The organism is Streptomyces paradoxus (genome assembly GCF_014202475.1).
Taxonomy (GTDB): Bacteria; Actinomycetota; Actinomycetes; order Streptomycetales; family Streptomycetaceae; genus Streptomyces; species Streptomyces paradoxus.
In genome coordinates this window covers 79674-92397 of record NZ_JACHGV010000021.1, presented here as the reverse complement: position 1 = coordinate 92397, position 12724 = coordinate 79674, and the positions used below count along the sequence as shown (strand labels likewise).

Here is a 12724-nt window from a genome sequence, read left to right as displayed (position 1 = left end):
GCCGGACGAACTCCCACTCGGCATCGGACAGTTCATGGCGACGTATCACGACACCATGATCCACCAGCAGTGATCATTTGAAGACACTGCCTAGGCCGTGTCCGGCCCAGGGCCTGTCGTCTGATCAGTCCGAGGCCCGCGTGAGCCGCCCGATCTCGGTCTCCGACAGCGTCAGCTCGCCCACCCCGGTCAGGGCGGGCAGCTGCTCCACCGTCCGCGCGGAGGCGATCGGCGCCACCACGGTCGGCTGGGCGGCGAGCCAGGCCAGGGCCACCGTGGCCACGGGCACGTCGTGCGCCGCGGCGATCTCGTCGAGGGCGGCGAGCACCCGCCGCCCCCGCTCGGTCTCCAGGTGCCTGGCCGCGCTGCCCGCCCGCGCGCTCTCGACCGTCGCACCGGTGCGGTACTTGCCCGTGAGGAAGCCGGCCGCGAGCGCGAAGTACGGCACGGCGGCCAGGCCGGTCCGCTCGGCGAGGTCCTGGAGCTCGCCCTCGTAGGTGTCGCGGGAGACCAGGTTGTAGTGGGGCTGGAGGGCCACGTACCGGGCGAGCCCCTCGCGGTCGGAGAACTCCAGGGACGCCCGGAGCCGCTCGGCGGAGATGTTGGAGGCGGCGATGTGCCGCACCTTCCCGGCCTTCACGAGGGTGTCGAGCGCGCCGATGATCTCCTCGACGGGCACGTCGGGCTGGTCGAAGTGCGTGTAGTAAAGGTCGATGTAGTCGGTGCCGAGGCGCCGCAGGGAGGCGTCGGCGGCGCCCTTGATGGTGGCGGCGGACAGGCCGCGGAACTCGGGGTGCTGGCTGACCTTCGTGGCGACGACGACGTCCGCCCGGTTGCCGCGGGACTTCAGCCACTTGCCGAGCACCGCCTCGGACTCACCGCCCCGGTTGCCCTCGACCCAGGCCGAGTAGGAGTCGGCGGTGTCGAGGAAGTTGCCGCCGGCGGCGGTGTAGGCGTCGAGGACGGCGAACGACTGGTCCTCGTCGGCGGTCCAGCCGAAGACGTTGCCGCCGAGGGCGAGCGGGAAGACCTCGAGGTCGGAGGGGCCGAGCTTACGCAGAGAAGTCATGCCCTGTGTCAACGCCCGGACAGGAGCCACCCATTCCACGACGGGCGAAAAGACCCTGTGAACACTCCTGCCCCGGGCCCCGTTCCGGCACCCGCCCGGCCCTGCCGCGCACGCCGGACATCCGGCAGCCCTGACGTCGGGGGGTCGTCGTCAGGGCCGCCGGTGCTTCAACGGGTGGGTACGGCTTACGGGTTCAGTCCCTTGCCCCGCAGCCAGGCCATCGGGTCGATACCGCTCGCGGAGCCGCCGGAGTGGACCTCCAGGTGAAGGTGCGCCCCGGTGACGTTGCCGGTGGCGCCCACACGGCCGATGACCTCGCCGGTGCTGACCTTCTGGCCGACGCTGACGCCGATGGAGGACTGGTGCGCGTACCAGATCTCGGTGCCGTCATCGAGGGTGAGGACGGTCTTGTAGCCGTACGAGCCGTTCCAGCCGGCCTCGGTGATGGTGCCGCTGTGCACGGCCTTGATCGGCGTGCCCGTGGGGGCGGCGAAGTCCAGGCCCGTGTGGTAGCCGGAGGACCAGTAGGCGCCGGCCTGGCCGAAGCTGGAGGTGATGGTGTACGAGGAGGTCGGCAGCGTGAACTGCTTGGCCAGGGCGGCGAGACGCTCGGCCTCGGCCTTCTTCCTGGCCTCCTCCTCAGCCTTCCTCTTGGCCTCGGCGGCCTTGGCCTTGGCTTCCCTCTCCGCCTTGGCGACCGCTTCCGCGGCTGCCTTCTCGGCGGCGGCCGCGGCGTCCTCGGCGGCCTTGGTCTCGATCTGGTCCTGCTGGTGCTCGACCTGGGCCATGATCCGGGCCCGCAGTGCCTCGCCGGCACCGGCGCCGGAGGTGCTCTTGCCCTGCTCGCCGGCGGCCGCGGCGGTGCCGAGGCTGCTGAGCGGGGTGGCGGAACCTTCGGGGGTGTCGTCGTCCGAGATGAGGGAACCCACCGAGGGCAGGTCCGGGACGGAGATGGACACCGGGGGCTTGCCGGTCTGGGCGCTGGCCATGCCGCCGGCACCCACGGCAGCTATGACGCCGACGCCCAGGACGGTGGAGCTGCGGGCGAGGCCTCCGCCGCGCTGCTTGGTGACGCGATGCCTGCCACGGACGGGACGGATGGACTCCTCGGTGGGGTTCCACTCCTGGAACGGGCCCTCGTCGGTGCGCTGACCGCCGTAGCCGAAGGTGTCGGTCTCGCGCGTCGGCGCGAACGGGGCCGCGGGGGCAGGCCGGTTGGACGCCACGTGGGCGTACTCCTTTCCTTCCTTCTCGCCTACCGGGTTAGCTGACGGGTTCGGAGCAGGAAGGTCTCCTACGCGCGTATACCAGCCGTGCTTCCACGGTGGTATCCGCCCGATTCACCCCAAGTGGTGGTTCCCCGGTTCCCTTTCGGGATTCGGCGCGTGCGCACGGAGCCGCCTTCTGTGACGGCTGGGACGACCGCGCTGCGTTATCGAACGTTAATGGAGGCGCGAGGGGTATTCCAGCGATTCCGCTTGATCATTAACCTTTTTCGCGCGGACTTACCTGCCATGACCGGAGAAAATCGGGCGAGTTGACCGCATCGCAGGTGACTGCAGAGTTTTGACGGAGCGTCAGTTGTCACGCGGAACGGGGTGGTTCACTCACCGAGCGTAATGGGGTGCGGGGAAATGCACCGAGGGCCGGAATCCTAAAGGATTCCGGCCCTCGGCCTTCAGTAGCGGGGACAGGATTTGAACCTGCGACCTCTGGGTTATGAGCCCAGCGAGCTACCGAGCTGCTCCACCCCGCGTCGTTGTGACACCAGTGTACGCCATCCGCGGGACCACTCGCGCACACCCACTCAGCGGCCCGTGCTCAGCCCGGCAGGTGGCGGTTCGGGGCCTTGGCCCGCTCCTCGTGCTCCGGCAGGACGACGACCTCCACTCCGCCGGCCGCCAGGAGGCCGCTGCCGTCGGCGTCCGTCACGAAGGTGTCGGGCTCGCGCCAGGCCGTGACGACCCGCCGTACGCCCGCGTCGAGGATCAGCCGGGCACAGGGCGCCGGGCGGGAAGCACGGCGGGCGCACGGCTCCAGGCTGCTGTACACCGTCGCGCCGGGCAGGCGCGGGTCGGCGGGGTCGAGCTTCGCCAGGGCCGCCTCCTCGGCGTGCACGACCGGGTCGCCGCCCTCGCGGGAGTGGCCGCGGGCCAGTTCCGTGCCGTCGGCCGCGACCACGACCGCGCCCACGCTGAACGCCGTGTCCGACGGCGGGCAGCGCTCGGCCAGTTCGCAGGCGAGGGCCAGCCAGTGGTGGTCGGCGGCGGCGGGCAGGGGGCCGGTGCCCGGGGCGGTCGGTTCGTAGCGCATCAGGACCACGTCCTCGATCCGCCGGGACTCCAGCAGCCGGAGCCGGCCGCCCTGGTAGCCGCCGGGACCGAAGAGCCGGGGCGCCCCGGGGTCGCCCACGAAGAGCGGGGCGAGGACCAGCTGGAGTTCGTCGGCGAGGCCCTGGGTGACGAGCTGGGTGTGGATCAGGCCGCCACCCTCGACCATGAGCCGCCGTACGCCCCGGACGTCGTGCAGGTGCGTGAGCAGCCGCCGCCAGTCGAGGCCGGCGCCGAGCGGGACGACGTCGGTGGCGAGCCCCAGGGCACGGGCGCGTTCGGCGCCCCGGTCGGTCGTGTAGAGGACCTTCTCGCCGCCGGTGTGCCAGAAGCGGGCGTCCGGGTCGAGGTCGCCGGAGCCGCTGACGGTGACCTTCAGGGGGTACTCCGGTTTCCCGGCGGCCGTGCGGGCGGCCCGGCGCTCTTCCGAGTTCACCAGGAGCCGCGGGTTGTCGGCGCGGATGGTGCCGGCACCGATCAGGATGGCGTCGGCACCGGCCCGGACCTCGTCGACCCGGTCGAAGTCGGCCGGGCTCGACAGGAGCAGGCGGTCGGGTCCGGTGTCGTCCAGGTAGCCGTCCAGGGAGACGGCGGCGGACAGCAGGACGTACGGGTGAGGCATCGACGCTCCGCGACTGGTCGGGACGGCGGGACTGGACAGGGTCACCAAGGCGGGCTTGGTTCAAGTTTGAAACAAACCTACACTGGTGGCATGACGACTCGCTGGCTCACCCCCGAGGAGCAACGCGCCTGGCGCGCGTACGTCGCCGCCTCGCTGCTCCTGGAGGACGCGATCGACCGGCAGCTCCAGCAGGACGCCGGCATGCCGCACCTGTACTACTCCATCCTGTCCGTCCTGTCGGAGTCCCCGGAACGGCGGCTGCGCATGACCGATCTCGCCGAGCGGCTGAAGATCACACGCAGCCGGCTGACGTACGCGGTGACGCGGCTGGAGAAGGACGGTCTGCTGCGGCGCGAGGCCTGCCGGTACGACAAGCGGGGCAGCATCGCCGCGCTGACGGACGAGGGGTTCGCCGTGCTGGAGCGGGCGGCGCCCGGGCATGTCGACACCGTGCGGAGCTTCCTGTTCGACCGGCTCAGCGAGGAGCAGGTGGGGCAGCTGGAGGAGATCTCCGCGGCGATCGCGCAGGGCCTCCAGGAGGACGGGACGCGACCGGCGGCGGACGACGTGCCGTGGCGGCGGAGGTCTTCACCGACCTGTTCGTGACGCGTGTCACACCGGGCTGGAATCCGATTGCTTCAAATTTAAAGCACGAGTAGGGTTCCGGACGTGGATCTGCTTCAAATCTGAAGCAGTACGGCTGTGCAGCCGAACAGGAAACGGAACCCGGAGGCCCCGCATGCCCGACACCCCCGCCGTCATCGCCACCCCGCGCTCCCGCGTCCGGGTCCCGCTGCGCTTCCACGACGGCTACGAGGCCGACGCCGAGCTCGTCACCTTCCACGGGCTGGCCGACGGCCAGGAGCACGTCGCCGTGATCCTCGGCGAGCCCGGCCCGGTCCCGCTGGTGCGGCTGCACTCCGAGTGCCTGACCGGGGACGTGTTCGGCTCCGCCCGCTGCGACTGCGGCCCGCAGCTGCGCGAGGCGGTCCAGAGCATCGCCGAGCGCGGCGGCGTCCTGCTGTACCTCCGGCAGGAGGGCCGCGGGATCGGCCTCTACAACAAGCTCGACGCGTACGCCCTTCAGGACGAGGGGCTCGACACGTACGAGGCGAACGCGGCGCTGGGACTGCCGGAGGACGCCCGCGACTACACGGCCGCGGCCCAGATGCTCCGGGCCCTGGGCATCGGCGAACTGGACCTGCTCTCCAACAACCCCGACAAGGCGGGCCAGTTGCGGTCCCTGGGCGTCGACGTCCGCGACCGGATCCCCACGGGCGTCTTCACGACCGCGCACAACGTCCGCTACCTGCGCGCCAAGGTCCTCCAGACCCAGCACACGCTGCCGCTCGCCGCGCTGACGGAGCTCAGCGCCGGCTGAGCCGCCCCCCGCACCGGCCGGGCACCGAACCGGGCTGCTTGCCATGCGGTTCATCGGGTACAGCCTTTGGAAGAGGGCGACCTCATCAGTACCCGGAGCTTTATGGAAGTGACCGTTTCGTGACCGATCTCGGCGGCCCCGGCGACCCCCGGGCGAGGAGACCGGGCGATGGCCCGGAGGCCGTCGCATCGCAGATCGCCGATGCCGTGGAGAGTCTCACGGCGCTGTGGTCGGTCGCCGCCCAGGAGACGTCCCTGCGCCTGTCCCTGCACCAGTTGCGGGCGCTGCGCACCGTGCAGGCGGCGCCGGGCCTGAATCTGACGGCCCTGGCGGACGGCCTGGACATCGGCCTCCCCACGGCCAGCCGCCTCTGCGACCGCCTGGCGGCGGCCGGCCTGCTGGAACGCGCCCCGCACCCCGACACCCGCCGCGAGGTGCAACTGTGGCTCACGCCCCACGGACAGCACGTCCTGTGCGACATCGCCGACCGTCGCGCCCGGGCCCTGACGGCAGCACTGGCAGCCATGCAACCGGCCGAACGGGCAGCGCTGAGCCGGGGCCTGCGAGGCTTCCTGACAGCCCGGGCCACGCTGCCGCCCGACGGCGACAGGCCTGAGAGCCGGTGACGATCCGGACGATCCGGACGGGCCTCAGGCCCCCGAGCCGTGGCGGCTCACGCCGCCGGCGGTCAGAACCGCCACGCACGTGTCGTCCCGCGCCGGGCGGGCCGCGCTCCCCGCGTCGCGGAGCACCACCGCGGCCGCCACCGCCGGGTCGCAGCCGGGCAGTACGCCGTCGTCGGGTGGTGTCCAGCGGCTGGGCAGGCCGTCGCTGTGCAGCACCAGCAGGCTGTCCGCGTGCCAGGGCACCTGCTGCACGGGCACGGACGCCGGCGCCTGCGCGCCCACGATGCCGGGGTGGGACAGCAGCGGCTTCCACGCGCCGTCGGTCCGCAGCCGTGCGCCGATGTTGCCGATCCCGGCGAAGCTCAACCGCGCTTCCCGAATGTCGAGTTGCGCCACGGCGACGGCCGCGCCCCGGGTGGGGCGCAGGGCCCGGCCCAGGCTCCGCAGGATCTCGGCGGGCGCCGGCTCCGCCAGGCCGCGCAGCTCCCGCACCGCCGCGGTGGAGGCCTCCGCGGCCTTGGCCCCGTGCCCGAGCCCGTCGGCGAGCATCAGGGTCAGACGGTCACCGCCGTGCACCCGGCCCCAGGCGTCCCCGGAGTGCTCGGCCCGGCCGAGGGGGACGTTGACACCCCCGGTCCGCGGGCCCAGCGGGGGCGGCCCCTGGTTGCGGACGGCCGGTTCGTGGCCGATCCGCGCCATCACGACGGTGCCCCGGCCCGGCGCGCTGTGCAGATCGAAGTCGTTCGCTATGCGCCGGCACGTACCGAGCCCGGCTCCCAGCGAAGCCGCGACGGTCGTGCTGTAGCCGTCGCGCATCGCCGCCGCGACGTCGGGGATGCCGGGTCCGTGGTCGAGCGCGACGAGCTGCACGGCCGTCCGCTGCCGGCCGTCGCCGTACGCACGCTCGACGAGGTTGATCAGCACGCGCCCGCCCTCCGCGTGCCGCAGCAGGTTGGTCGCCAGCTCCGTCGCCACGAGCGCGGCGGTCGCGGTGCGGTTCGGGGGCAGGCCGGCCAAGGCGCTGGCCTCCTCGGCCGCCACCCGCACGTCCCGCACCCGCGTCGAGTCGTCCTCCACCGGCACGTCCCAGACCCTGCTCATCACGGCACCGTCCGGGAGGGCGGTACGACGGTGGCCCAGGCGGTGACGGTGACGGTGGTCCCCTCACCGGGCCTGCTGTCCACCTCGAACTCCTGCACCAGCCGCTTGGCCCCGCTCAGCCCGAGCCCGAGCCCGCCGCCACTGGTGTAACCGTCGGTCAGCGCCTGGTCCAAGTCCCGGATGCCGGGCCCGGTGTCGACGAAGTCCAGCCGCAGCCCGTGCGACTGCCCGGCGTTCAGCGGGGTGATCCTCACATGGCCGCCCCCGCCGTGCACGAGGGTGTTGCGGGCCAGCTCGCTCGCCGCGGTGACCAGCTTGGTCTGCTGCACCAGCCCGAAGCCGAGCTCGGCAGCGGCCTGCCGGACCTGCTGCCGCACCCACGCCAGATCGGCGTCCGAGCCGATCGGCAGGTCGGCCGGACCGGCATGGCGGGAAGTCTGCATCATGGACTCCCCTCGCCCCGGCGCGTGGTCACGCCGAGCAGTTCCATCGCACGTTCGACATCCAGAGCCGTCCGCAGGCCGGGCAGGGTGAGCCCCAGCTCGACCAGGGTGATGGCCACCGCCGGGCGCATCCCGGCCAGTACCGTACGGGCCGCCAGCAGCTTGGCTCCGGCGGCGATCTCCGCGAGGACCCGGCCCAGGAACGAGTCGACGATCTCCACACCGGAGATGTCGATCACGACGCCGCTCACCCGGGTGTTCGAGATCCGGGCCGTGATGTCCTCCTGGAGCTGCTCGGCCATACCGTCGTGCAGCTCCCCCTGGAGGGTGACCAGCAGGACATCGCCCAGCTGGAGGACCGGCACGGTGAAGCCGTGCCCGCCCACGGGCCCGTGTCCCGCGAACCCGGTCACCGCGTGCCCGCGTCCGCCGCAGCGCCGGCCGCCCGCAGCGGCGCGATCTCGACCCCCTGCCGGCTGAGCGCGTAGGCGAGCGCGTCCTCCAGGCTCGATCGGGTGAGCACCGTGCCGAGGTCGATGCCCAGGTGGACGATGGTCTGCGCGATCGCGGGCCGGATGCCCGAGACGATGCACTCGGCGCCCATCAGCCGGGCGGCCGCCACGGTCTTCATCAGGTGCTGGGCGACCAGCGAGTCGACCGTGGGCACGCCGGTGATGTCGAGGATGGCGTACCGGGCGCGCTCGGCGACGATCGCGTCCAGCAGGCTCTCCATGACCACCTGGCTGCGCGCGCTGTCCAGCGTGCCGATCAGCGGTACGGCGACGGTGCTCTCCCACAGCTTGATCACCGGGGTGGCCACCTCGTGCAGCTGCTCGCGCTGCCGGGCGATCAGCTCCTCGCCCGCGCTCACCGTCGTCTCCATCACGACCAGGCGCAGCGTGCCCATGAGCACCGTCAGCGCCAGCACGGCCTCCTGGGCCTCGGGGGCGTACGGCTCCGGGAACTCGGCGCGCAGCAGCTCGGTCACCGGCTCACGCAGCGCGGCCACCTCGCTGGCGACTCCGTCCGGGTCCATGCCCGTCCGGGCGCGGGAGGCCGCCATGCGCCCCAACTGGTCGCGCACGGACTCGAATCCGGGCGCCCGGATGTCGTCCAGCCGTCCCGAGGCCGACACGGCCGCCAGTGCCGCGGTCACGGCCCTGCCCGCCTCCACCGCCTCGTCGCGTGACACGGTGAAGACCGTGCGGAACAACGCCGCGTCCGCCCAGCGTTGGGCGATCTGCTCCCGGCGCCGTTCCAGAAAGGCGCTCAACTGGTGAGCGGCCGGCTCCTGTTCCGCGTTCTCTTCCGACACCGACACTTGCATCGCTCCCTTGCACGGGCCGGACCGAGGTCGCGCGACGGCGCCTCAGCCGTTACTTGCCGTATGACAAACATTAGTGCCGACGTTCGGCACCACCAAACAACTGCCCACCGCCAGCCCCCACCTGCGCTTTCCCCGTCCCTTACCGGCCACGCCAGTCCAGACACACCACGAGGGCGTCGTCGTCCGGGGTGGATCTGCCGCGGTGGCCCGTCAGTTCACGCAGGATGGCCCGGGGCACCTCGGCGGCCGGCAGCAGCCGGGTCGACTGGATCGCCCGGGCCAGGGCGGCGTCCCCGTAGGCCTCGCCGCCCGGGGAGGCGACGTCGTAGACCCCGTCGCTGACGAAGACCAGCCGGTCGCCCGGCTCGACCCCGAACTCCTGAATGACGTAGTCGGTCTCCTCGAACATGCCGAGCGGCAGCTGGGCGTCGAAGGGCACCCGCTCCACCGCGCCCCGGCGCAGCCGCAGCATCTGCGGCGACCCGGCGTCCACCGCCCGGACACGGCCGGTGGCCAGGTCGAAGTCCAGCATGAGCACGGAGAGGTAGCAGCGGCCCCGGTAGTGGGCGTACACCGCCTGGTCGGCCAGGGCCGCCTGGTCGTCGAGGGACAGCCCGGCCCTGCGCGCGTTGCGCAGGGCGTTGATCGCCAGGTTCGTCAGCAGGGAGGCCTCGATGCCCTCGCCCATGCCGTTGGTGACGTAGAGGCTGAGCCGGTCGGCCGAGGCGGACCAGTCGAAGTTGTCGCCGAAGATCGCGTACGCCGGTTCCAGCTGTGCGCCCAGCTCGTACTCGGGGCGGGTGCAGGAGCGGCCCGGCAGCAGCTGCCACTGCATCTCGGCGGCCAGCGTGAGCCGGTCCCGGCGGCGTGCCTGGAGGTACAGGTCGGTGTCACGCTCGGCCACGTAGACCTCGTGCCCGAGGACCTCGGCGATCTCGGCCAGCTCGCCCAGGCAGCCCTCGGCGTACTCCGCGCCCGGCAGGGTGACGGTCAGCACGCCGAGGCGGTCGCCGCGCACGGTGACGGGCAGGTGCGCCCGTGCGAGGTCACCCGAGGAGATCTCCACATAGGGCTCCTGGGCGCCGAAGGCGCGGCCCGCCGGGCTGTTGTGCACGGACACCGGCTGGAGGGTGTGCGGCAGCACGGACACGGGCTGAAGCACCGTCAGTCCGTAGTCGGCCAGGAAAAGCTCGACGGAGTCCGCCGCGTACTGATCGGTCAGTACACGACGGACCGCGTCCAGCAGTTGATGGGGCGCCGCCGTGCGCAGGGCGCGCTCGGCGGCCACGAATCTGTTCGTGATCGTGGTCACGGTGGTCTTTCACCATCCTCGGTGGGACGCCGACGCGTCCTCGATACGGTCCTTGTCCATGGGCGGGAAGCGGGTCCCCGGCGGTTCACCGCACGCCTAGTACGCTGACGGCCATCCCGGTGCCTGCGAGAGTGTGACTGTGACTTCCCTCCGACCCCGCCCTGAGCCCGCTGAGGTCGCCCGTGTGACCTCCACGGCTGCGGAGTTGCTGGAAGTCCTCTGGGGCCGGGCCTCGACCGCGCCGGCCTCCGCGTCCCAGCTGCGGGTGCTGCTCATGCTCGAACACCACGAGGGCATCAACCTGCGGACGCTCGCCGACTCCCTCGCCTCCACCCCGCCCTCGACCAGCCGGCTGTGCGACCGGCTGCAGGCGGCCGGGTTCGTGGAGCGGGAGGTGAGTCCGGCCGACCGGCGCGAGGTCCGCCTGCACCTCAGCGGCCGGGGCCGCGCCTTCCTGGCCGACCTGCGCACGCGCCGGGAGGACGCGCTGCGCGCGGTGCTCGACCAGATGCCCGCGGCGAAGCGGGTCGCGCTGCTGCAGGGGCTGGAGGCGTTCTGCGACGCGGCGGCGGCCCAGATACACGACGACTCCGAAGACTCCCGCTCGTCCGGCACCCGGACTGCCTGAATTTCTCGCCGTCGTACGGAATCGGTCCTTCCGGTCCCTTCCCAGCGCACGTTCGGCACGCCTAGGCTGTTGCCCTCCACCTATAGTTGTCAAACGACAACTGTCCGCTCCGCGAGCCCCATGGCTTTCTCTCGCGCACGCCACCGCCCATCCCTCCCTGCCCGTGCCGTCGCAGTACCGGTCCGGGTACCCCGCCACCGCCTCGACCTGCGCCGACTGTGGTCAACGTCTCGCCGGGGCATGTGCAGGGCATGACCGGGGCGAGGGCGGGTAACGGCGCTGGAGGTGGCCTGTCGGGGGAATCGGAGCGGGCCGGACTAGAGGGAGGGCCCGTGACGGCGACCATGCGCATCGGCACGACGACGGATTCCGCCACCTGCACCGGTGAGGAACTGCCGCAGATCGCCGAACCCCAGAAGCTCGCCCCGCAGGACGCACGCGGGCTGACCGGTCAGTTCCTCGACCGGCTCGCCGTCCTGGAGGAGGGCACGCCCGAATACCAGTACGCCCGCAACACGCTCATCGAGATGAACATGTCGCTGGTGCGCTTCGCGGCCCGCCGGTTCCGCACCAGCGGGCAGTCGATGGAGGACATCGTCCAGGTCGGCGTCATCGGGCTGATCAAGGCCATCGACCGGTTCGAGGTCTCCCGCGAGGTGCAGTTCACCAGCTTCGCGGTGCCGTACATCATCGGCGAGATCAAGCGGTTCTTCCGTGACACGTCCTGGGCCGTGCACGTGCCGCGCCGCCTTCAGGAGGCCCGTACGGAACTCGCCAAGGCCACCGAGGAACTGGCCTCCCGCCTCGGCCGTGCGCCGAGAGTCTCCGAACTGGCCGCCCTGATGAACCTGTCCGAGGAGGAAGTCGTCGAGGCCCAGATCGCGGCCAACGGCTACGTGTCCTCCTCCCTCGACGCGACGGTCACCGGCGACCCGGACGAGAGCGAGACGACGCTCTCGGAGTTCATCGGCGAGGAGGACCCGGCCCTCGAACTCGTCGAGGACTTCCACGCCCTGGCCCCCCTGGTCGCCGAACTCGACGAGCGCCAGCGCCTCATCCTCCACCTGCGCTTCGTGGAGGAACTGACCCAGGCGGAGATCGGCGCCCGGCTCGGCATCTCGCAGATGCACGTCTCCCGGCTGATCTCGCGCACGGTGGCGCGGCTGCGCTCGGGAATGCTGACCACGAGCTGACACGCCCCCAGCAACGGCGAGAGCCCCGGTCCGGAGATGATCCGGACCGGGGCTCTTCCGTAGGCCCTGTGGGACTCGAACCCACAACCAATGGATTAAAAGTCCACTGCTCTGCCAATTGAGCTAAGGGCCCAGGCGTTGTCGCCCCCACGAGCATAGCCGGACGACGCCGAGACTCCGATCGGGTATCGGGGTACCGGCCGCGCCGGAGGGACGAACTGGGCCGATCAGGGGCAGGACCGGCCTGTTCGGGCGTGTCCACACGGGCACCGGAGAGGCCCGCGCCGCAACGACGGAGCGCCGTGGCCCGCCCGTTGGGACGGGGCCACGGCGCTCCTCATGCGCTGATGTCAGCCGTTGCGCTTCCAGCGCGGCTTGTCCTCGCGGCGCTGGAAGGAAGAACCACCGCGGTGGTCGTCACGACGGCCGGACGGACGGTCGTGACCGGAGGAGCGGAAGCCGGGGCGGTCGCCCTGACGGTCACGGTTGAAGGGGCGGTCGCTGCCACGGTGTCCACCGCGCTCGTCCCGGCGCTCGAAGGAACGGCCCGGACGGTCGTCCCGGCGGAAACCGCCACCACGGTTGTCGTCACGACGCTCGAAGCCACGACCACCACGGTCATCGCGACGCTCGAAGGAACGGCCACCACGGTCATCACGACGATCGTCCCGGCGGAAACCGCCACCACGGTT

At 71.8% G+C, this 12724-nt stretch carries 13 protein-coding genes, 2 tRNA genes, 1 pseudogene and 1 riboswitch; of the genes and pseudogenes, 5 read left to right on the top strand and 11 right to left on the bottom strand.

Annotation, left to right across the window (positions count from 1 at the left end):
- Positions 1-124: 124 nt before the first annotated feature.
- From HNR57_RS38150 to HNR57_RS38135, 4 genes are all read right to left on the bottom strand, one after another.
- Positions 125-1069, bottom strand: a complete 945-nt coding sequence (locus tag HNR57_RS38150; RefSeq protein WP_184567829.1) for an aldo/keto reductase — start codon at positions 1067-1069, stop codon at positions 125-127.
- Between the two features lie 185 nt (positions 1070-1254).
- Complete coding sequence (locus HNR57_RS38145; RefSeq protein ID WP_184567827.1) at positions 1255-2295, bottom strand: M23 family metallopeptidase; 1041 nt, start codon at positions 2293-2295, stop codon at positions 1255-1257.
- 11 nt (positions 2296-2306) lie between these two features.
- Positions 2307-2463: riboswitch (cyclic di-AMP (ydaO/yuaA leader) on the bottom strand.
- A 288-nt stretch (positions 2464-2751) separates the two neighbouring features.
- Positions 2752-2825 (bottom strand) — tRNA-Met (locus tag HNR57_RS38140).
- Between the two features lie 65 nt (positions 2826-2890).
- Positions 2891-4021 carry a dihydrofolate reductase family protein gene (locus HNR57_RS38135; protein ID WP_184567824.1) on the bottom strand — a complete coding sequence of 377 codons (1131 nt, stop codon included), beginning with the start codon at positions 4019-4021 and terminating at the stop codon, positions 2891-2893.
- Between the two features lie 90 nt (positions 4022-4111).
- On the opposite strand from HNR57_RS38135, the gene HNR57_RS38130 reads away from it, so the two are divergent.
- The 3 genes from HNR57_RS38130 to HNR57_RS38120 all read left to right on the top strand — a co-directional run bounded on the left by HNR57_RS38130 (position 4112) and on the right by HNR57_RS38120 (position 6028).
- On the top strand, positions 4112-4627 hold the full coding sequence (locus HNR57_RS38130) for a MarR family winged helix-turn-helix transcriptional regulator (RefSeq protein WP_184567822.1): 516 nt from the start codon (positions 4112-4114) through the stop codon (positions 4625-4627).
- Positions 4628-4760: 133 nt separating this feature from the next.
- Positions 4761-5402, top strand: coding sequence for a GTP cyclohydrolase II (locus tag HNR57_RS38125; protein ID WP_184567820.1), 642 nt, complete (start codon positions 4761-4763; stop codon positions 5400-5402).
- A 119-nt stretch (positions 5403-5521) separates the two neighbouring features.
- On the top strand, positions 5522-6028 hold the full coding sequence (locus HNR57_RS38120) for a MarR family winged helix-turn-helix transcriptional regulator (protein WP_184567818.1): 507 nt from the start codon (positions 5522-5524) through the stop codon (positions 6026-6028).
- Between the two features lie 24 nt (positions 6029-6052).
- Here HNR57_RS38120 and HNR57_RS38115 read toward each other — a convergent pair whose 3' ends face one another.
- The 5 genes from HNR57_RS38115 to HNR57_RS38095 all read right to left on the bottom strand — a co-directional run bounded on the left by HNR57_RS38115 (position 6053) and on the right by HNR57_RS38095 (position 10211).
- Positions 6053-7129 carry an ATP-binding SpoIIE family protein phosphatase gene (locus HNR57_RS38115; protein WP_184567816.1) on the bottom strand — a complete coding sequence of 359 codons (1077 nt, stop codon included), beginning with the start codon at positions 7127-7129 and terminating at the stop codon, positions 6053-6055.
- Positions 7129-7572 (bottom strand): anti-sigma regulatory factor, encoded by a 444-nt coding sequence (locus HNR57_RS38110; RefSeq protein WP_184567846.1) that lies wholly within the window; start codon positions 7570-7572, stop codon positions 7129-7131. Before HNR57_RS38110 ends, HNR57_RS38115 begins: the two co-directional genes overlap by 1 nt.
- Positions 7572-7985, bottom strand: a complete 414-nt coding sequence (locus tag HNR57_RS38105; protein WP_184567814.1) for an STAS domain-containing protein — start codon at positions 7983-7985, stop codon at positions 7572-7574. Before HNR57_RS38105 ends, HNR57_RS38110 begins: the two co-directional genes overlap by 1 nt.
- On the bottom strand, positions 7982-8893 hold the full coding sequence (locus HNR57_RS38100) for an STAS domain-containing protein (RefSeq protein ID WP_376772336.1): 912 nt from the start codon (positions 8891-8893) through the stop codon (positions 7982-7984). Before HNR57_RS38100 ends, HNR57_RS38105 begins: the two co-directional genes overlap by 4 nt.
- Positions 8894-9038: 145 nt before the next feature.
- Positions 9039-10211, bottom strand: a complete 1173-nt coding sequence (locus tag HNR57_RS38095; protein WP_313675815.1) for a PP2C family protein-serine/threonine phosphatase — start codon at positions 10209-10211, stop codon at positions 9039-9041.
- 133 nt (positions 10212-10344) lie between these two features.
- Between HNR57_RS38095 and HNR57_RS38090 the strand changes: the two genes are divergently transcribed.
- Both HNR57_RS38090 and HNR57_RS38085 read left to right on the top strand, forming a co-directional pair.
- Positions 10345-10839: a MarR family winged helix-turn-helix transcriptional regulator gene (locus HNR57_RS38090; protein ID WP_167345945.1), complete on the top strand. Its 495-nt coding sequence runs from the start codon at positions 10345-10347 to the stop codon at positions 10837-10839.
- Positions 10840-11183: 344 nt separating this feature from the next.
- Positions 11184-12032 (top strand): RNA polymerase sigma factor SigF, encoded by an 849-nt coding sequence (locus HNR57_RS38085; protein WP_184567842.1) that lies wholly within the window; start codon positions 11184-11186, stop codon positions 12030-12032.
- Between the two features lie 60 nt (positions 12033-12092).
- On the opposite strand, the gene HNR57_RS38080 is transcribed toward HNR57_RS38085, so the two are convergent.
- Together HNR57_RS38080 and HNR57_RS41120 are read right to left on the bottom strand one after the other, a co-directional pair.
- A tRNA-Lys gene (locus HNR57_RS38080) sits at positions 12093-12165 on the bottom strand.
- Between the two features lie 217 nt (positions 12166-12382).
- Positions 12383-12724, bottom strand: a pseudogene (locus tag HNR57_RS41120) (DEAD/DEAH box helicase); the annotation flags it as partial.

What these genes read in the sequence shown, in the direction of transcription:
- HNR57_RS38085 (WP_184567842.1), top strand. Translation starts at nt 11,184, where the DNA reads ATGCGCATCGGCACGACGACGGATTCCGCCACCTGCACCGGTGAGGAA.
- HNR57_RS38125 (WP_184567820.1), top strand. Translation starts at nt 4,761, where the DNA reads ATGCCCGACACCCCCGCCGTCATCGCCACCCCGCGCTCCCGCGTCCGG.
- HNR57_RS38150 (WP_184567829.1), bottom strand. Translation starts at nt 1,069, where the DNA reads ATGACTTCTCTGCGTAAGCTCGGCCCCTCCGACCTCGAGGTCTTCCCG.
- HNR57_RS38135 (WP_184567824.1), bottom strand. Translation starts at nt 4,021, where the DNA reads ATGCCTCACCCGTACGTCCTGCTGTCCGCCGCCGTCTCCCTGGACGGC.
- HNR57_RS38115 (WP_184567816.1), bottom strand. Translation starts at nt 7,129, where the DNA reads ATGAGCAGGGTCTGGGACGTGCCGGTGGAGGACGACTCGACGCGGGTG.
- HNR57_RS38130 (WP_184567822.1), top strand. Translation starts at nt 4,112, where the DNA reads ATGACGACTCGCTGGCTCACCCCCGAGGAGCAACGCGCCTGGCGCGCG.
- HNR57_RS38110 (WP_184567846.1), bottom strand. Translation starts at nt 7,572, where the DNA reads ATGCAGACTTCCCGCCATGCCGGTCCGGCCGACCTGCCGATCGGCTCG.